The organism is Saccharopolyspora sp. NPDC003752 (assembly GCF_053605825.1).
This window is the reverse complement of the sequence record NZ_JBSGJZ010000007.1, coordinates 130,505-148,391: the sequence shown is the minus strand read 5'-3', so window position 1 is coordinate 148,391 and position 17,887 is coordinate 130,505. Positions and strand designations below refer to the sequence as shown.

Here is a 17,887-nt window from a genome sequence, read left to right as displayed (position 1 = left end):
AGCGGTCGCTCGACCGCAGCGGAACCCGCGGCCGCCCGCCCGGGTGGCGTCAGCGGCTCCGGAGCCGGCTGATCGCGAGGGCTCCGAACACTGCGCTGATTCCGGCGATCCACAGCAGGGAAACCCATACGTAGTAGCCGGTTTCGTGTGCCAGCAGCGCTTCGGCCGGGCTTCCCTGGGTCAGGGTGCGGACGGCGTTGATCACGACCGTGACCGGTTGGTGGTCGGCGATCACCTGCAGCCAGCCGGGCATGGTGTTGACCGGCACGAAGGCGCTGGAGGCGAAGCTGAGCGGCAGCACCAGGAAACCCAGCCCCTGCGCGGCCTGCGGATTGCCCGAGGACAGCAGGCCGAGTGCGACGAACACCCACACGAACGCCATGCCGAACAGCACGATCAGCAGCAGCGCGAGGAGTGCGGATCCGGCGTCGGTGTGCACCCGGAAGCCGATGGCGACGGCGACCACCACGCACACGACCAGGCACCACGCCACGAGCGCGGTGTCGGCGAGCACGCGTCCGATCAGGATGGTGGCGTGCGGCATCGGCATGGACCGCAGCCGGTCGAAGAACCCGCTCGCACTGTCCTCCGCGACACCGACGGCGGATACCCCGCCGCTGAACAGCACGCCGACTGTGACCACGCCCGGCACCAGGTAGTCGATGTAGCTCATGGTGCCGCTGGAGATCGCACCGCCGAAGGCGTACCGGAAGATGAGCATGAACGCGACGCCTTGCACGACGCTGACGAAGAGCACCTGCGACGTGCGCAGGTACTTCAGCACGCTGCGCCTGGTGATCTCTCCCGTGGCGGCGAGGAAACCGGATCCGTTGGCCGAGGCGGTGACGGCTGGCGCGGTCACGTTGCTTCCTTTCCCGGCCCCGCAGCGGCCGACGAACGCTCGGGGTCGTCTCCATCCACAACGGACGGAGAGCCGGTCAGCGCGAGGAAGATCTCGTCCAGACTGGGGCGGCGCAGCGAGATCTCCTCGGCAGGGATGTCGTGCTGGGTCAGCAGTTGAACGGTCTCGCGCAGTTGCAGCGCGCCGTCGTTCACCTGGACCGAGACGAAGCGGTCGGCCGCATCCACGTGCGGTGCGGAGGTGCCCAGCGCGGCCAGCAGGCGGCCGACCTGATCGAGCGCGCCGTCGTCGGCGAGATGGACCTCGATGACGCTCTGGCCGAACCTGTCCTTCAGCTCGCGCGGACTGCCCGACGCGATGACCCGCCCGTGGTCGACGACCGCGATCTCGTCGGCGAGTTCGTCGGCCTCGTTGAGGTACTGGGTGGTCAGCAGCACGTCGGTGCCCTGCTGGACCAGCCGCCGGATGATGGCCCACAGCTCGACCCGGCTCCGCGGGTCGAGCCCGGTCGTGGGCTCGTCCAGCAGCAGCACCCTGGGCGCCGCGACCAGGCTGGCACCCAGGTCCAATCGCCGGCGCAGACCGCCGGAGTAGTCCTTCACGCGGCGGTCGGCGTGATCGACGAGCCCGAGCTGTTCGAGCACGGCGGCGCTGCTCGCGCGCGCGTCCCGGCGGCTCTGACCGAAGAGGCGGGCGACCATTTCCAGGTTCTCCCGCCCGGTCAGGACTTCCTCGACCGCGGCGTACTGCCCGGCCAGGCCGATCACCTGGCGCACCTTCTGCGGCTGGGCCACGACGTCGAAACCGGCGATGCGCAGGGTGCCGGAATCGGGCCGCAGGAGCGTGGCGACCAATCGCACGAAGGTGGTCTTGCCCGCGCCGTTCGGGCCGAGCAGCGCGACCACCCGTCCCGGCTCGGCGACCAGATCGAGGCCATCGAGCGCGGTCGTGGAGCCGAACTTCTTCGTCAGGCCGGCGCTTTCGATGGTGGGCGTCATCCGCCGTTCCCTTCGGGGTCGTCGGCTGCCGCTTCGGCGTCCAGGAGGTCGGACATGCTCTTGAGCTTGTCCCGCCAGAAGCGCTCGTACGGCTCCAGCCAGTCCTGGACGGGGCGCAGCGCGTCGTCGGCCAACCGGTAGATGTGCTGCCGGCCGGCGCGTTCCGCGGTGACCAGCCCAGCGTCCCGCAGCACCTTGAGGTGTTCCGACACGCTGGGCCGGGTCATGTCGAAGTGCGCGGCCAGTCGCTGCACCGGCTCGCCCTGCGTGGCGAGGAGCCGCCCCAGCAGCTCTCGGCGCGTCGGGTTGGCCAGCGCGGCGAACACCTCGTCCGCCGTGTTCGCCATGGTTCGTCAGCCCTGCTCTTCGCCGTGCTGGACCAGCACGTAGCCGTTGCCGTCGGGGTCGGCGAACGTGGCCTGCTTGCCGAACGGCGTGTCGAAGGGGCCTTCGACCTCGACGCCCGCCGAGCTGATCGCCGCGACGTCGGCGGCGAGGTCGGTGGTTTCGACCATCAGGCCGCCCACGCCGCCCGGGGTCATGTTGGGCAGCCAGTTGGCCAGGACCAGGCTGGTGGCGGCCCCGTCCGGGGCGACCTCGATCCACCTGGAGTTCTCGCCCATCGGCGTCGGCAGGTCGAGCAGCACGTTGAAGCCGAGCGTCTCGGAGTAGAACGCCTTCGCCTTGTCCTGGTCGGAGACGGGGATGGATACGCGCTTGAGGTGTGTCAGGTTCATGCGCCCCATAATAGGTAGGAGATTTCCTACCTGACAACACACTGGTAGGTGATTTCCTACGCGTTGTGCAGATCGGTCGTGCCGTCGCCGTCCCAGTCGTTGAGCTTGCCCTTGAACGTGCCGAGGATGAAGGCGTTGGTCATCGGCCCGACCTCGGGATCGTGCAATGTGGACAGCGCGCCGTTGCCGGGCACCAGCACCGCTTCCAGCGACTTGCCCCGCGATCCGGCTCAGGTCCACGCAGTCCCAGCCCTGGAAGCGGCCGCGCACGTAGCGGATCGCGGCCTCCTCCCGCACCTGAAACCGCGGCTCCAGGTGCCAGGCGCCGCAATAGTGATCCGGTCAAGGCGTCAGGGCCGCCGCAGCCGCAGCAGCCGCCGCCACAGCGAGGTGCGCGGGCCCGCCGGTGGCTCGTACCGGCTCCGGGTGTAGCGGAGATCCGGTTCGTCGACGAGGGTTTCGGCCCACGCGGCCGCGTCGCGCAGCCGCGGCGAACCGCTCAGCTCGGCGGCGGCCAGGCCCGCCGGATGGGACGCCGTCTCCCGCAACGTGTCCCACTGGCGCTCGTCGAGCCTGAGGTGCCGCACACCGTCCAATTCGGTCAGCACGGCCACATCGCCGATCTCGGCCCGGGCCAGGTCCAGTCCGTACAGCCGCGGGCAGTCGCGCAGCGGGCTCAGATCGACCGGCCGGCCGGTGGCCAGCCGCAGCACCCGCAGCGTCGGGTGCGCGGCCAGCGGCGCGAGATCGATGCTGTCGAGCTCGGCGGTCAGCACCTCGACCGGGGTGTCGCGCAGCGCGGCGAGGTCGGCGGCCGGGCAGCCGATCAGCTCCACTTCGAGCAGCGACGGCGCACCGCGCAGCGGCGCCAGGTCGACCCGGTCGGTGTCGGCGATGACGAGCCGCTGGACCGCCGGGGGAATGTCGCGCAACCGGGCCGAATCGCCCTCCACCCGCAGTTCGCGGCCTTCGGCGGGCTCCGGCTCCGCCGCCATGAACAACCGCAGCTCGCCGCCGCGGTACTGGTAGGAGTAGTCCGCCAGCGCGTCGACGTGGCGCTGGAGCAGGCTGGTCACCGAGTCGGCGACGTAGACCGGACCGTCGTCGTGGCGCATGCCGACGCGGATCACCTGTCCCGGCCGGCCGTTGGGGCCGGGATCCATGTCCACCGCGAGGAAGGCGCCGCCCGTGTCGTGCGCGAACGGGAGCCAGCCGGGGCGGTCCACCGCCCGGCGCACCGTGCCGGCCGGCCGGGAGTCGTAGCGGAGCTCCCGGAACAGCAGCCGCTCCCAGTCGCGCGCCGCCCACCAGCGGTCCGCCGGGTCGCTCAACGCGACGACCTTGTTCAGCCCGAGCCATTCGTGCCCGTGCAGCAGGCCGGCGCGCCGGTCTCCGTTGATCCGGCCGTACAGCGCCCGGAGATCCGCGGGCAGCGGCACCGGCAGCCGGTCTTCGAGGAACTCCCGCTCGTCCGCGCCCAGCGGTTGCGGCAGCCGCTCGGGGCGGTCGAGGATCTCGGCGCGTCGCGCTAGATAGCCGTCCAGCAACTCCAGTGCCTGCAGCGGGTCGCCGGCTTGCGTCGGGTCAGCCGGCCCCGGTTGGAAGTCGGCGGGCTCGGCGGGCAGTTCGCCGGGGCGCAGCAGGTAGGTGAAACCCGTGCGGTCGGACCGGGTCGGACGCCGCAGCGATTCGCTGGTGAGCGCCTCGAACCTGCCGTTCGGGCGGACCACCAGCTCGATGCTCAGCCGGTCCCCCGCCCGCTCCAGCTCGTGCACCCGGCACAACGCCTCGTGCAGGTCGAGCTCGCCGGCCCCGCCGCGCGGCTCCGGCTCGTACCAGAACCCGTGATGACCGGAACCGCTTCCGCCCGTGGCGAATCCGCGCAGCACCGCGCGCCGCCAGCCCTGGGGCGCGGCGGCGGCGATCTGTTCGGCGATCGCGCGCAGCGCCGCGAGCGTCTCGGCATCGTGCTCGGTCGGCAAGGACGGCTCCGGCTTCCGGTCGGGGTGCGTGCGGGGGCAAGTCTTCTTACCGCACCGCCACCACATCGGTCCCGGCTGCACCGCTGGACGCATCGAGCACCGGACCCAAACACATGATCGAATACAGCGGGGCTAGGCTTTCGAAGTGGCCACTGTGCGTGCTGAACGCTTGGTGAACCTGGTGCTGTGCCTGCTGTCGACGCGCCAGTACCTCACCGCTGAGCGGATCCGGGCGATCGTGCCGGGTTATGCCGGCGCGCCCACCGACGAGGCCTTCTTCCGGACCTTCGAACGCGACAAGGCCGAGCTGCGCGACCTGGGCATCCCGCTGGAGACCGGGCGCAACTCCGCCTTCGACGCCGCCGACGGCTACCGGATCGCCCGCCGCGACTACGAGCTCGGCGACATCGACCTGGAACCCGACGAGGCCGCCGCGGTCGCGCTCGCGGTGCGGCTGTGGGACTCCCCGGAGTTCACCTCGGCGGCCCGGGGCGCGCTGCTGAAGCTGCGCGCCGCCGGGGTCGACGTCGACGAGCGCTCCTCGGCGGCGGTCGAGCCGAAGGTGCGCACCAGCGAACCGGCGTTCGCGCCGCTGCTGGCCGCGGTGCAGACGGGCCGGGTGGTGGAGTTCGACTACCGGCGCCCGAGCAGCCCCGATGTGCACCGCCGCACCGTCGAGCCGTGGGGCGTGGTGTCCTGGCGCGGCCGTTGGTACCTGGTCGGGCACGACCGCGACCGGCAGGCGCCGCGCTGCTTCCGGCTGTCCCGGATCCAGGGGCAGGCCAAGGCGGTGGGCCCCACCGGGCAGGTGCAGCGCCCGCCGGACACCGACCTGCTCCGGTTCGTCGCGGGCGAGCACCGCGAGCCGCCGCCGGCCACGCTGGCCCGGGTGTGGGCCGCGGCCGGCCGCGCGCAGGGGCTGCGGCGCCGGGCGACCGTCGTGGACCGGATGGAGATCGGCGGCGACGAGGGCGACGTGCTGGAGATCGACCTGAACTACCCGGAGTCCGCGGCGAGCTGGCTCGCCGGGTACGGGCCGGACGTCGTGGTGCTGGAGCCGGACACGCTGCGCAAGACGGTGCACGAGATCCACCTGGACGTCGTCGACCAGGTGGGGGAGGGCCGATGACGAGCGCGACCCAACGGCTGCCCAGGCTGCTGGCGCTGGTGCCGTACCTGCTGAGCCGGCCGGGCATCCCGATCGCCGACGCCGCCGCCGACTTCGGCGTCACCGAGCAGCAGCTGCGCAAGGACCTGGAGCTGCTCTGGATGTGCGGGCTGCCGGGCTACGGGCCCGGCGACCTGATCGACCTGTCCTTCGAGAGCGACTCGATCACCGTCACCTACGACGCGGGCATGCGGCGGCCGCTGCGGCTCACCGCGTCCGAGGCGACGGCGCTGCTGGTGGCGCTGCGAGCGCTGGCCGACACCCCGGGCATCGCGGACACCGACGCGGTGCAGCGCGCCCTGGCCAAGGTGGAGAACGCGGTCGGGCAGGCTCGCCCGGCCGGCGTGGTGGTCGGGCTGGAAGGCCGGGAAGGCGCGGTGCGGCCGGGCGTGCGGTCGGCGGTGCAGGACGCGACGACCCGCCGCCGCGCGCTGCGGATGCGCTACTACACGGCCTCCCGCGACGAGATCAGCGAGCGGACCGTCGACCCGATGCGGCTGCTGCTCATCGACGGGCGCAGCTACCTGGAGGCCTGGTGCCGCAGCGCGGCCGGGGTGCGGATGTTCCGGCTGGACCGCATCGACGACGTCGAGGTGCTGGCCGAGGCCGCGCAGCCGCCGTCGGAGGCCGAGCCGACCGACGTCTCGGAGGGGCTGTTCCGGCCGGCCCCGGACCAGCTGGTCGCCGAGGTCGAGCTGGAGCCCGACGCGCGCTGGGTGGCCGAGTACTACCCGGTCGACGAGCTCGTCGAGCTGCCGCAGGGCCGGGCCAGGGTGCGGATGCGCTACTCGGACCGGTCGTGGATGACCCGGCTGCTGCTGGGCCTGGGCGGCCAGGCGCGGGTGCTCAGCCCCGACGAGCTGGCGTGTGACGTGCGTCAACGTGCGGAAGACGCGTTGACGCGGGCGCGTCACCTTCCGTCCACCTGAGCGGGATACCGTTACCGACGTGCCGTACGTGTGGAGTCTCGTCCTGCTGGTCGTGGGCCTGGTCCTGCTCGCGCTGCTGCTGGTCCGGTTGTTCCGGGAGCTGCGCAGGTTCAAAGCCGTGCAGCGGCAGGTGTTCCACGACATCGACGACCGCAGCGGCCTGGTGAAGGCTCGCGTGGCCGGGTTGAAGGTGGCGTTCGCCCAACGTCGCAACCGGTGACGCGCAACGGCCCTATTTGTCGACTCCCGTCTTGCGTACCATTGCGCCTGCAGGGACATCACGAAAGGTTGGACACGAATGGGTTTGCCAGGTGGCTGGGAACTGATCCTCATCGTCTTGGTCTTGGTGTTGCTCTTCGGTGCCACCAAGCTGCCGCAGATGGCCCGTTCGCTCGGCCAGTCGGCCCGCGTCTTCAAGGCCGAGGCGCGCGGCATGAAGGCCGACGAGGAAGCGGCCAAGAAGGAGAAGGCCGAGCGGGAGCCGAAGCCGGAGCTGACCGCCGGTGAGACCAGCGCGCCCCCGGTCACGTCCACGGTCGACGAAAAGCAGCGCAACGACTCCAAGAACTGACTGAGGACGGGAACAACAAGGTGGGTGCCAGTGCACTGGGGCGCCTGAACCCGTTCCGCAAAGGTCGCCGTCGGTGGGGCCGCAGGCACAACCCCGACGGCACCATGACGCTCGTCGATCACCTCTACGAGCTGCGGTACCGGTTGGGCGTGGCCGTGGTGGCGGTGACGGTCGGCGCGATCTTCGGGATCTGGTGGTTCTCCAACTCGATTTACGGGCTGCCCACGCTCAGCGATGTCCTGCTGGAGCCGTACTGCCAGCTCCCCGTCACCCAACGGCTCAGCCCGAACGGGACGTGCCAGCTGCTGCAGACCGAGCCGTTCGAGATCTTCATGCTGACCCTGAAGGTCGGCGTGTCGGTGGGCGCGGTGCTGTTCAGCCCGGTGTGGCTCTACCAGCTGTGGGCGTTCATCACGCCCGGGCTGTACGCCAAGGAGCGCAGGTTCGCCCGGCTGTTCGTCGCCTGCGCGACCGTGCTGTTCGTCGCGGGCGCGGTGCTCGCCTACTACATCCTGCCGACCGCGCTGGGGTTCATGTCCGGGTTCGGCGGGGACGCGTTCTTCACCGCGCTCACCGGTGGCAAGTACATCAGCTTCATGCTGCTCCTGCTGGTGATCTTCGGCGTGAGCTTCGAGCTGCCGCTGATCCTGGTGATGCTCAACCTGGCCGGCATCGTCAGCTACGCCAAGCTGAAGAGCTGGTGGCGGGGCCTGGTCTTCGCGCTGTTCGTGTTCGCCGCGATCGCCACGCCGGGACAGGACCCGTTCTCGATGCTGGCGCTGGCGGCCGCGCTGTGCGTGCTGTTCACCGTCGCGATGGTGATCTGCAAGTTCAACGACAAGCGCCGGGCCAAGAAGCTCGAGGGGCAGGGCCTGGCGGGGCTCAGCCCGGACGAGGCGTCGAAGGTCGACTTCCGGGCCTCCGACCTGGACACCACGCCGTCCGCGACCCCGAAGCAGCACGACGACGCGACCTGACATCCGCAATTTCCATTGAAATCAGAGGTTCGATTTCAATGGAAATTGCGGCACGGCTCGGCAACGGGGGGCTGGGTCACTGGCCAAGGCAGGGGCGAGTGGGCGAGGATCTTGCCTCGTGCGCTGCGTCCTGGTGATCAACCCTGCTGCCGGTGGTGGACTCTCCGCGAAGGTGGTCGGCGAACTCGTCGGCCACCTTCGCGGCGTCTGCGACGTGAAGACCGTGCTCGCCGCCGACGCCCGAGGCACCGCCGACGCCGCGAAGCGGGCGGTGGCCGACGGCGCCGATGTGCTCGCGGTGGTGGGCGGCGACGGCGTCGCGCACCTGGCGGTGCAGGCGTGCGCGGAGTCGGCGACGGCGTTGGCCCTGATCCCGGCCGGGACCGGCAACGACCTGGCCCGAGGGCTCGGCGTGCCGCGCGACCCGGTCGCGGCGGCGCGGGCGGTGGCGGAGGCGTTGCGCGCGGGAGAGCGGCGCCGCATCGATCTCGGCAAGGTCGCGGGCGGCGGCTGGTTCGCGACGGTCTTGTGCGCCGGATTCGACTCGCGGGTCAACGCGCGGGCGAACCGGATGCGCTGGCCGCGCGGACAGCGCCGGTACGACCTGGCGGTGGTGCGCGAGTTGCTGGGCCTGCGGCCGATGCCGCTGCGGGTGGAGACCGACGCGGGCACGACGGAGCTGATCGCCACGCTCGTCGCGGTCGGCAACACCGCCTGCTACGGCGGCGGCATCCCGGTCTGCCCGGACGCCGATGCGCGCGACGGGCTCCTCGACCTGACGGTGGTCGGCGAGGTCGCCCGGCGCGACCTGGTGCGGATCCTGCCGTCGCTGCGGACCGGGCGGCACGTCGAGCACCCGGCGGTGCTCACGCTGCGGGCGCAGCGCGTGCGGCTGGGCGGTGAGAACGGCTGGATGGCCTACGCGGACGGAGAACCGCAGGCCCGCCTGCCGCTGAGCATGCGCTGCGTCCCCGGCGCGCTCACCGTGGTGGGTTCGTGAGCCGGTTGTCCCAAAGGTCGGTTTCGTTTTGTTTTTGAAGCGGCGTAGCCGCTCGGCCCACCCTCGCAACTGGCACCGCTGCGGGTTCACGGTGCCCACCCCTCCGGGGTTCTCCCAGCGAGGACAGCCCCGACGTGGTGAATTGGCATTCATGAGTCGGGGATCCCACAGCGAGAAGGCGCCTGTGATTCCCGCAGGGGGGCCGCTACCCGCACCGCCACGCAGAACGAGCCTGGAAACAGAGAGAATCAGCCAACCGCGACGGCGGTCGGGGTGATGTGAAAACCTTGGGGTGTGGCTGCCAGCCGTTCCAACCCCACCAAGCTGTCCCCGGCCGACGCCTTCCAGGCGCACACCCGCCGCAGCGCGCATCCCGCGCTAGCGGAGTTCGCCGGGGGGATGTCCTTCGAACTCGACCCGTTCCAGAACACCGCCTGCCAGGCCCTGGAGGCAGGGCGTGGCGTCCTGGTGTGCGCGCCCACCGGCGCCGGCAAGACCGTGGTCGGCGAGTTCGCCGTGCACCTCGCGCTCAAGGAGGGCCGGAAGTGCTTCTACACCACGCCGATCAAGGCGCTGTCCAACCAGAAGTACGCCGACCTGTGCGAGCGGCACGGTAGCGACGCGGTCGGGCTGCTGACCGGCGACACCTCGATCAACGGCGAGGCGCAGGTGGTCGTGATGACCACCGAGGTGCTGCGCAACATGCTCTACGCGGGCTCCCGCAGCCTCGACCAGCTCGGTTACGTCGTGATGGACGAGGTGCACTACCTCGCCGACCGCTTCCGCGGCGCGGTGTGGGAGGAAGTGATCCTGCACCTGCCGGAGTACGTGCAGGTCGCGAGCCTGTCGGCGACGGTGAGCAACGCCGAGGAGTTCGGCGAGTGGCTGCAGGAGGTGCGCGGCGACACCACGGTGGTCGTCGACGAACACCGGCCGGTGCCGCTGTGGCAGCACATGCAGGTCGGCTCCCGGATGTTCGACCTCTTCGGCGGCGAGACCGCGGACCGGGAACTGCAGATCAACCCGAACCTGCTGCGGCACACCCAGCAGCTCGCCCGCGTGCACCTGCCCTACGGCGGCCGGCGCGGCGGGCCGAACGCCAAGCGCAAGGGCCCGCGCCCGCCCCGGTTCTCCCCGCCGTCGCGGGTGGAGATGCTGACCAGCCTGGACGCGGCCGGGCTGCTGCCGGCGATCGTGTTCATCTTCAGCCGCAACGGCTGCGACCAGGCCGTCGCCCAGTGCATGCGGTCGGGCCTGCGGCTGACCACCGAGGCGGAGATCGACGAGATCCGCGAGGTGATCGACGAGCACACCGCAAACCTGCCGGAGAGCGACCTGGCGGTGCTGGGCTTCTGGGAGTGGCGGGAGGCGCTGGAGCGCGGGCTGGCCGCGCACCACGCGGGGCTGCTGCCGGCGTTCAAGGAGACCGTCGAGGAGCTGTTCGTCCGCGGCCTCGTCAAGGCCGTGTTCGCCACCGAGACGCTGGCGCTGGGCATCAACATGCCCGCCCGCACGGTGGTGCTGGAGCGGCTGGTGAAGTTCAACGGCGAATCGCACGTGGACCTCAGCCCCGGCGAGTACACGCAGCTCACCGGCCGGGCCGGGCGGCGCGGCATCGACATCGAGGGCCACGCGGTGGTCGTCTGGCAGCCGGGCATCGACCCGAAGCAGGTCGCCGGGCTGGCCTCCACCCGCACGTACCCGCTGCGCTCGTCGTTCCGGCCCGGCTACAACATGGCCGTCAACCTCGTGCAGCGCGTCGGCCAGGACGCCGCGCGGGAACTGCTGGAGCAGTCGTTCGCGCAGTTCCAGGCCGACCGGTCGGTGGTCGGGCTGTCGCGGCGCGTGGACCGCAACAGCGAGGCGCTCACCGGCTACGCCGAGTCGATGCACTGCCACCTGGGCGACTTCGAGGAGTACTTCGACCTGCGCCGCCGCATTTCCGAGCGGGAGAAGCACCTGGCCAGGCAGAACCGGCAGTCGCGGCGCGCGGAGGCGGCCAAGTCGCTGGAGAAGCTGCGCAAGGGCGACGTGATCTCGGTGCCCGCCGGGCGCCGGGCGGGGCTCGCGGTGGTGATCGACCCGGGCCTGGAGCCGATGGGCGAGCCGCGGCCGCTGGTGGTCACCGAGGACCGCTGGTCGGGGCGGCTGTCGGTCGCCGACTTCACCTCGCCGGTGGAGTCGCTGGGCAAGATGAAGCTGCCGAAGCACGTCGACACCCGCTCGCCGAGGTCGCGGCGCGATCTGGCGTCATCGCTGCGCAACACCGGCCTCGAGGCCTCCGGCGGGCGCGGCAGGCGGCGTTCCGACGCGACCGACGACGCGGAGCTGGCGACGCTGCGGCGGGCGCTGAAGGCGCACCCGTGCCACGGCTGCGACGAGCGCGAGAGCCACGCCCGGTGGGCCGAGCGCTACGAGCGGCTGCGCGGTGAGAACGAGAACCTGCGGCGCAAGGTCGCCGCGACCACGCACTCGCTGGCCAGGTCCTTCGACCGGATCGTCGGGCTGCTGACCGAACGGGACTACCTGCCGGTGGCGGGCTCGTCGGAGGGCCAGGTCACCCAGCACGGGCGGCGGCTGTCCCGGCTCTACAGCGAGTCGGACCTGCTGGCCGCCGAGTGCCTGCGGGTCGGGACGTGGCGCGGGCTGGGCCCGGCCGAGCTGGCGGCCGTGGTGTCGTCGCTGGTCTACGAGTCGCGGCGGGAGGGGCTGGCGCCGCAGGTGCCCTCCGGCCCGGTCAGCGACGCGCTGGCCGCCACCTGGCGGCTGTGGGCGGAGCTGGAGGACGACGAGCGGCGGCACAAGCTGGACCGCACGCGCGAGCCGGACGCCGGTTTCGCCTGGCCGGTGTTCCGCTGGGCGCGCGGCGAGTCGCTGGAGAAGGTGCTCACCGCCGCCGAGTCCAGCGGGCACGAGCTGTCGGCGGGCGACTTCGTGCGCTGGTGCCGCCAGGTCATCGACCTGCTCGACCAGGTCCGCGAGGTCGTCGGCGTGGCGGACCCGGTGGGTTCGGCGGCGGCGAAGGCGGTCACCGCGATCCGGCGAGGTGTGGTCGCCGCCGGCGCCGTGTGACGCGGCGGCCGCCCGGCCGATTCGGGCGGCCGGTCGGTTGTGGTTGGATTTCCTGGCGTCGGGAACGTCGGTCAGGTGAAGAATCGTCCGGAGGTTAAAGATGTCGTCCCCTTACGGTCCGCCGGGGGGCTATCCCCAGTGGGGGCAGCAACCCCAGGGCCCTGGGATGCAGCCGGCGGCGCCGGGCTATCCGCAGCCGGGTGGTTTCGCGCCGCAGCAGCCGCCGCAACCACCGCAGCCGCCGCCCCAAGCGCCGCCGCAGCAGCAGCCGCAATACGGCTACGGCCAGCCGTACCCGCCTGGTGGCGCCCAGTTCCAGCAGCAGGGCGGCTTCGGCCAGTTCGACGAGTTCGGGCCGAAGAAGAAGAAGCGTTCGGCGCTGCCGTGGGTGTTCGCCGGCATCATCGCGGTGATCCTCGTCCTCGTGGTACTGGTCCTCGGCTTCATCACGCCGGGCTGGTTCGTGAAACCGGTCTTCGACTCGGCCAGCGTCGAGAAGGGCGTTTCGCAGACGCTGCGGAGTTCCTACGGCATGACCGGGGTCGGCCAGGTCAGCTGCCCCGCGGGGCAGCGGGTGGCCGTCGGGCACCGCTTCGACTGCAAGGTCACCGTCGATTCGCAGCCCAAGACCGTGACCGTGACGGTGAAGAACGAGAAGGGCGTCTACGAGGTCGGCCACCCCAGGTGAAAATCGGTCGACCCGGGCGGATCCAGCCGGGAAGATCGTGGGTGTGACCGGTCATGAAGTGCGGCCCCTGGCCGAATCGGAGTTCCGCGAAGCCCACGATCTGTTCCGCCGCGCCCTGCTGTGGCGCCCGTCGAAGGACGAGGAGTGGGAAGGGAACTCCGGGCGCTACGAGCCGGGGCGGGTGCTGGGCGCGTTCGTCGACGGCGCGCTCGCGGGCACGGCGATGGCGACGACGAACGTCGTCACGGTGCCCGGCGGGCGCAGGCTCCCGGTCGGCGCGGTGACCGGGGTCGGCGTTCGCGCCGACCAGACGCGGCGCGGACTGCTCACGTCGTTGATGCGGGAGCAGCTCGAAGACGCGCGGCGGCGCGGCGAGGCGGTGGCGATGCTGCACGCCTCGGAAGCGGTGATCTACGAGCGGTACGGCTACGGCGTGGTCAGCCGCAGCCGCACGGTGGAACTCGACCGCCGCCGGGCGGCGCTGCGGACGGGCGCGCCGATCGGCGGCCGGGTGCGGGTGCTGGACCCGGCCGAGGCGGCGCCGATCCTGCCCGCGATCTACCAGCGCTGCGCCCAGGACCGGCCGGGGCAGATCGGCCGGGACGACGCGTGGTGGGCGGGGCAGCGGTCGTGGCTCGGCGACGGCGTCCTGACCGCGGTGCACACCGATGGCGACGGCCTGGACGACGGGTTTGCCTTGTACGAGGCGAAGAACGCCGACGGCGTCAGCACGCTGCAGGTCTACGACCTGAAGTCGGCGAGCGCGACGGCGGCGGTCCAGCTGTGGCGGTTCCTGCTCGGCGTCGACCTCGTGGACCGGGTGGTGGGCCACCACCGGCCGCTGGACGAGCCGCTGGAGTGGTGGCTGACGGATCGTCGCGAGTGCCGGGTCACCAGCGTCGACGACGACCTGTGGCTGCGCCTGGTGGACGTGCTCGAAGCGTTGCGGGCGCGGACCTTCGGCCCGGCCGATCCCTTGGTGATCGAGGTCCGGGACGAGTTCCTGCCGCACAACGACGGCGGTTACCGGGTCGGCCCGGACGGCGTGGACCGGTGTTCCGACCAACCCCAGCTCGTCCTGGACGTTGCGGCGCTCGCGGCGCTGTACCTGGGCGACCAGAAGGCGTCGGGCCTGGTGGCGGCCGGCCGGATCGAGGCGCGTGACCCGGCGGCGGTCGCCGCGGCGGACCGGCTGTTCGCCGCGGCCGAAACGCCTTGGTGCGGCACCAATTTCTGACCGCTCGTGCGGCACGTTCGGCTTGAAAATATGTAGACCGAATGTCATATTTCCTGCGTGAGGAAAGGTGCGCAGACGAAGCAGCAGATGCTCGACACCGCGATGGAGCTGTTCCGGCGGCAGGGCTACCACGCCACGGGCGTCAACCAGGTGCTCGCCGAGGCCGAGGCGCCGCGGGGCTCGCTGTACTTCCACTTCCCGGGCGGCAAGCAGCAGCTCGCCGCCGAGGCCGTCGAGGCGTCCGGGCGGCAGGTGGCGGAGCTGCTGGCCGCGGTGCTGGCGGAGGCGAGCGGGCCGCGCGAGGCCGTGGCGGCGATGATGGCGCACTTCGCGCAGGCGCTGGAGGAATCGGACTTCAGCAGGGGATGCCCGGTGGCCACCGTGGCGCTGGAGGCGAGCGCGGACAGCCCGGACGTCAGGTCGGCGTGCGACGGCGCGTACGGGACCTGGCTGGTAGGTCTGACGGCGGCGTTCACCGGCTGGGGGATTCCGGCGGCGCGGGCGGAGGAGCTCGCGGTGATCGCGTTGTCGATGCTCGAAGGCGCGCTCCTGCTCTGCAAGGTCCAGCGGGATGTCGCGGCGCTGCGGACGGTGGGCGATCAGCTGGCCGACCTGCTGGAGGGCGTTCAGGTGGAGCAGGCGTGATGCTCGTGACCGCCTACCGGGGCCGGATCGACGTGTTCTGCGCGCACGACCTGATCGAGTTCGACCGTCACCTCCAGCAGAACTCCGCAGTGGACTGAAGAAGGGTGCCTTCTCCTTGCTGTGCAAGGAGAAGACACCCTCCGGTCGTCGGTGCTATGCGGTGAGCGCGGCGATGAGGCGGTCGATGCTCGCGCCCAGGCCCCAGGTCTGCTGGAGCGCGCGCAGCCGGTCGGTGTCCGCGGGGGGCTGCGGGAGCGCGTCGTCCGCGCGGTCCACGACCACCGGGGCGTCGCGCGCCACCCGGACCACCGACGGGGCCGCCGCGAGGTAGTCGGCGGCGTCCGCGAGCTTGCCGCGGACTCGCGGCGTCAGGCGGGAGTCGCCGCCGTCAGCCGCCGCCAGCAGCGCTTCGAGCGAGCCGAACTGGGTGATCAGCTTCGCCGCCGTCTTCTCGCCGATGCCCGCCACCCCGGGCAGCCCGTCCGACGGATCTCCGCGCAGCACCGCCATTTCCGCGTAGTCGTCCCCGGCGCGGCCGGCCGACAGGGCGTACTTCTCGGCGAGCTCCGCGGGGCCGTAGTCCTGCGCCTTCGCCAGGCCCGCGCCGACGTAGATCACCCGCACCGAGGTGGGCCGGTCGCGCACCAGCTGGAACAGGTCGCGGTCGCCGGTGACGACCTCCACCGCGTCCTCCTCCTCGCGATCCGCGAGCGCGCCGATGACGTCGTCGGCCTCGTAGCCCTCCGCCTCGGCGGTGGCGATGCCCGCCGCGTCGAGCACTTCGAGGATCACCGGGATCTGCGGGGACAGCGAATCCGGGACCTCTTCGGCGTCGGGATCGTCCTCGGCAACGCGGTGCGCCTTGTAGGACGGCAGGGCGTCGACCCGGAACTGCGGCCGCCAGTCGTTGTCCAGGCAGGCCACCAGCCGGGACGGGCGCCGGTCGATGATCAGCTTGGCGAGCATGTCGCAGAATCCGCGCACCGAGTTCACCGGCGTGCCGTCCGGCGCGGTCAGCGAGTCCGGCAAGGCGTAGTACGAGCGGAACCACAACCCGGCCGAATCGACGAGCATCAGAGGACCAGTCACAGTTCGCCAGCTTGTCACGTCGGCTCCCGCCGATGTGAGCGACCTGCCGGGTCCGACCCGCGGATGTGCGCGCGCACCTCGGTCGCCAGCGGGGCCAGGGCGGCGCCCTGCAACGCGTGCCCCATGCCGGGTATCTCGACCAGCCGCGCGCCGGGAATCGCGTCGGCGAGGTGGCGGCCGTGCGGCGGCGGGCTGATCGGATCCAGCGGCGCCTGGACCACGAGCGTCGGCGTGCTCACGCGCGCGAGTTCCGGGCCGCGCGTCACCAGTCCTTCCGACACCAGGCCGTGGTTGGTGCTCGGCCGCCACGTCCCGGCGTGGTCCATGGCGCGTTGCTCGCGCCGCCGGAACTCCGCCTGATCGAAGGGGAGTTCGTCGCCGGCGAAGAGGCGCCAGGAGGCCACCCGCAGATCGAGCTCCGCCGCCGGGCCGGTCGTGGGTTCGTGCAGGTCCAGCACGTCGAACAGGCGCCGGGTGGGGACCGGGAGGCCGTCCGGGGACTCCTCGCCCGCGGCGGCGCGGGCGACGTTGGCCGCCAGGTCGACGCCGAGCGCGTGCGTGCAGATCAGCGCCTGGCTCAGCAGGCGCCGCGGGTGGTCCACGGCGATCAGCTGGGCGAGCCCGGCGCCCATCGAGAACGCGACGACGTGCGCCGCGTCGACGCCCCAGCCGTCCAGCACCGCGAGGGCGTCGGCGGCGAGGTCGTCGAAGGTGTACGGGTGGGTGGCGAAGTCCAGGTGGGTGGACCGCCCGGTGTCGCGGTGGTCGTAGCGGATCACGCGGAGCCCGTCGGCGACCAGCGCCGCGACGAACTCCTCGGGCCAGAACAGCGCGGACTGGCAGTCGCCCGCGATCAGCAGCACCGGCGGGGCGGCGGGATCGCCGCGGTCCTCGCTCCACAGCCGCACGTCGCCTGCCCGGATCAGGCGTTCGGTCAAGGTCGGCCTCCTCGGCGTCGCGGGATCAGCGGAAGTCGTCGGCGTGCTCGGCCGCCCACTGCGCGAAGCCGCGCGCCGGGCGGCCGGTGACCTGCTCGACGGTCGGCAGGACCGGGTCCGGGCGGTCGACCGACTCGGCCCAGTAGCCGAGCAGCATGTCGACCACGTCCTCGGGCATGAACCCGGCCAGCTCCGCGCGTTCCTGCTCGGCGGTCACCGCCTCGAACGGGATGTCCCGGCCGATCGCCTCGCCGATGGCGCGCACCTGGTCGGCGATGGAGATCGCGGCCGGGCCGCTGAGCTCGTACTTCGCGCCGGCGTGGCCGTCTTCGAGCAGCGCGGTCGCGGCCACCGCGGCGATGTCGGCCTCGTGGACCGGCGCCTGCGTGGCCCTGCCGTGCGCCGAGCGGACCGCGGTGCCCGCCTGGATGGCACCGGCCCAGATCAGCGAGTTGCCCGCGAATGCGCCCGGCCGGACAGCGGTGCATTCGATGCCGGATTCCTCCACCGCGCGTTCGACCGCGCGGTGCCAGGTGTGGCTATCGGCGTTGTGCGCGCGCTTGTTCTCCGCCGCCGCGGACGCCGACGACAGCACGACTATCCGCCGAACTCCGGCGCTTTTCGCCGATTCCGCGAAATCCGCCGCGCCGTCGTGCGGGAAGAGGTACGCGCGCTCGACGCCGTCCAGCGCCGCCGCCAGCGTCCCCGGCTCGCCGAGGTCCCCGCGGACCACCTCCACATCCGGGGAAAACCCTGCGGTTCCGGGATTCCTGGTCATGATCCGCACCCGTGCGCCCGCGCCGCGCAGGTGCTCGACGACGTGCCTGCCGACGCTGCCGGTCGCACCGGTCACCAGAAAGGTCATGGCTGCTCCACGTGGTTTGCGTGCCCGTTCGGCACAAATCGAATCCACTCCTCGGTGGCGCACGCAAACTACACCACGAATCGCCAATGGGGGAAATTTGACAAATTCCCGAATTGCTGTTCTGTGGTT

General features: G+C 71.7%; 19 protein-coding genes. 10 read left to right on the top strand and 9 right to left on the bottom strand.

Annotated features, from left to right (window positions below; all coding sequences use genetic code 11):
- Positions 1-49: 49 nt before the first annotated feature.
- The 6 genes from ACWEV3_RS11890 to ACWEV3_RS11865 all read right to left on the bottom strand — a co-directional run bounded on the left by ACWEV3_RS11890 (position 50) and on the right by ACWEV3_RS11865 (position 4,579).
- Positions 50-862, bottom strand: coding sequence for an ABC transporter permease (locus ACWEV3_RS11890; protein ID WP_452613836.1), 813 nt, complete (start codon positions 860-862; stop codon positions 50-52).
- Positions 859-1,860, bottom strand: coding sequence for an ATP-binding cassette domain-containing protein (locus ACWEV3_RS11885; RefSeq protein WP_452613835.1), 1,002 nt, complete (start codon positions 1,858-1,860; stop codon positions 859-861). The genes ACWEV3_RS11890 and ACWEV3_RS11885 overlap by 4 nt, the downstream gene beginning before the upstream one ends.
- A complete protein-coding gene (locus ACWEV3_RS11880) occupies positions 1,857-2,207 on the bottom strand; it encodes an ArsR/SmtB family transcription factor (RefSeq protein WP_397527081.1) in 351 nt (116 codons plus the stop codon). The genes ACWEV3_RS11885 and ACWEV3_RS11880 overlap by 4 nt, the downstream gene beginning before the upstream one ends.
- A gap of 6 nt (positions 2,208-2,213) precedes the next feature.
- On the bottom strand, positions 2,214-2,597 hold the full coding sequence (locus ACWEV3_RS11875; protein WP_452613834.1) for a VOC family protein: 384 nt from the start codon (positions 2,595-2,597) through the stop codon (positions 2,214-2,216).
- 56 nt (positions 2,598-2,653) lie between these two features.
- Positions 2,654-2,797 (bottom strand): hypothetical protein, encoded by a 144-nt coding sequence (locus ACWEV3_RS11870; protein ID WP_452613833.1) that lies wholly within the window; start codon positions 2,795-2,797, stop codon positions 2,654-2,656.
- A gap of 150 nt (positions 2,798-2,947) precedes the next feature.
- Positions 2,948-4,579 carry an SMI1/KNR4 family protein gene (locus tag ACWEV3_RS11865; RefSeq protein ID WP_452613832.1) on the bottom strand — a complete coding sequence of 544 codons (1,632 nt, stop codon included), beginning with the start codon at positions 4,577-4,579 and terminating at the stop codon, positions 2,948-2,950.
- Positions 4,580-4,724: 145 nt separating this feature from the next.
- Between ACWEV3_RS11865 and ACWEV3_RS11860 the strand changes: the two genes are divergently transcribed.
- The 10 genes from ACWEV3_RS11860 to ACWEV3_RS11815 all read left to right on the top strand — a co-directional run bounded on the left by ACWEV3_RS11860 (position 4,725) and on the right by ACWEV3_RS11815 (position 14,866).
- Positions 4,725-5,708: a helix-turn-helix transcriptional regulator gene (locus tag ACWEV3_RS11860; RefSeq protein WP_452613831.1), complete on the top strand. Its 984-nt coding sequence runs from the start codon at positions 4,725-4,727 to the stop codon at positions 5,706-5,708.
- Positions 5,705-6,676: a helix-turn-helix transcriptional regulator gene (locus ACWEV3_RS11855; protein WP_132480647.1), complete on the top strand. Its 972-nt coding sequence runs from the start codon at positions 5,705-5,707 to the stop codon at positions 6,674-6,676. The genes ACWEV3_RS11860 and ACWEV3_RS11855 overlap by 4 nt, the downstream gene beginning before the upstream one ends.
- Positions 6,677-6,695: 19 nt before the next feature.
- Positions 6,696-6,896, top strand: coding sequence for a bacteriophage holin (locus tag ACWEV3_RS11850; protein WP_132480650.1), 201 nt, complete (start codon positions 6,696-6,698; stop codon positions 6,894-6,896).
- 78 nt (positions 6,897-6,974) lie between these two features.
- Positions 6,975-7,247 (top strand): Sec-independent protein translocase subunit TatA, encoded by a 273-nt coding sequence (tatA, locus tag ACWEV3_RS11845; protein ID WP_358571179.1) that lies wholly within the window; start codon positions 6,975-6,977, stop codon positions 7,245-7,247.
- 20 nt (positions 7,248-7,267) lie between these two features.
- Positions 7,268-8,224: a twin-arginine translocase subunit TatC gene (tatC, locus tag ACWEV3_RS11840; RefSeq protein ID WP_452613830.1), complete on the top strand. Its 957-nt coding sequence runs from the start codon at positions 7,268-7,270 to the stop codon at positions 8,222-8,224.
- Positions 8,225-8,342: 118 nt separating this feature from the next.
- Positions 8,343-9,224 carry a diacylglycerol/lipid kinase family protein gene (locus tag ACWEV3_RS11835; RefSeq protein WP_358571185.1) on the top strand — a complete coding sequence of 294 codons (882 nt, stop codon included), beginning with the start codon at positions 8,343-8,345 and terminating at the stop codon, positions 9,222-9,224.
- A 294-nt stretch (positions 9,225-9,518) separates the two neighbouring features.
- The gene (locus tag ACWEV3_RS11830; RefSeq protein WP_452613829.1) at positions 9,519-12,296 is read left to right on the top strand and encodes a DEAD/DEAH box helicase; all 2,778 of its coding nucleotides are present in this window, start codon (positions 9,519-9,521) and stop codon (positions 12,294-12,296) included.
- A gap of 166 nt (positions 12,297-12,462) precedes the next feature.
- Positions 12,463-12,984 carry a DUF4333 domain-containing protein gene (locus ACWEV3_RS11825; RefSeq protein ID WP_452613828.1) on the top strand — a complete coding sequence of 174 codons (522 nt, stop codon included), beginning with the start codon at positions 12,463-12,465 and terminating at the stop codon, positions 12,982-12,984.
- A gap of 43 nt (positions 12,985-13,027) precedes the next feature.
- On the top strand, positions 13,028-14,221 hold the full coding sequence (locus ACWEV3_RS11820; RefSeq protein ID WP_452613827.1) for a GNAT family N-acetyltransferase: 1,194 nt from the start codon (positions 13,028-13,030) through the stop codon (positions 14,219-14,221).
- Positions 14,222-14,278: 57 nt separating this feature from the next.
- A complete protein-coding gene (locus ACWEV3_RS11815) occupies positions 14,279-14,866 on the top strand; it encodes a TetR/AcrR family transcriptional regulator (protein ID WP_452613826.1) in 588 nt (195 codons plus the stop codon).
- A gap of 153 nt (positions 14,867-15,019) precedes the next feature.
- Here ACWEV3_RS11815 and ACWEV3_RS11810 read toward each other — a convergent pair whose 3' ends face one another.
- Genes ACWEV3_RS11810 through ACWEV3_RS11800 form a run of 3 tightly spaced genes read right to left on the bottom strand, consistent with a single transcriptional unit; the run spans position 15,020 to position 17,758 of the window.
- Positions 15,020-15,940: a 5'-3' exonuclease gene (locus ACWEV3_RS11810; RefSeq protein ID WP_452613943.1), complete on the bottom strand. Its 921-nt coding sequence runs from the start codon at positions 15,938-15,940 to the stop codon at positions 15,020-15,022.
- A gap of 29 nt (positions 15,941-15,969) precedes the next feature.
- A complete protein-coding gene (locus ACWEV3_RS11805; protein WP_452613825.1) occupies positions 15,970-16,893 on the bottom strand; it encodes an alpha/beta fold hydrolase in 924 nt (307 codons plus the stop codon).
- A 25-nt stretch (positions 16,894-16,918) separates the two neighbouring features.
- Positions 16,919-17,758: an NAD(P)H-binding protein gene (locus tag ACWEV3_RS11800; protein ID WP_452613824.1), complete on the bottom strand. Its 840-nt coding sequence runs from the start codon at positions 17,756-17,758 to the stop codon at positions 16,919-16,921.
- Positions 17,759-17,887 lie beyond the last annotated feature (129 nt).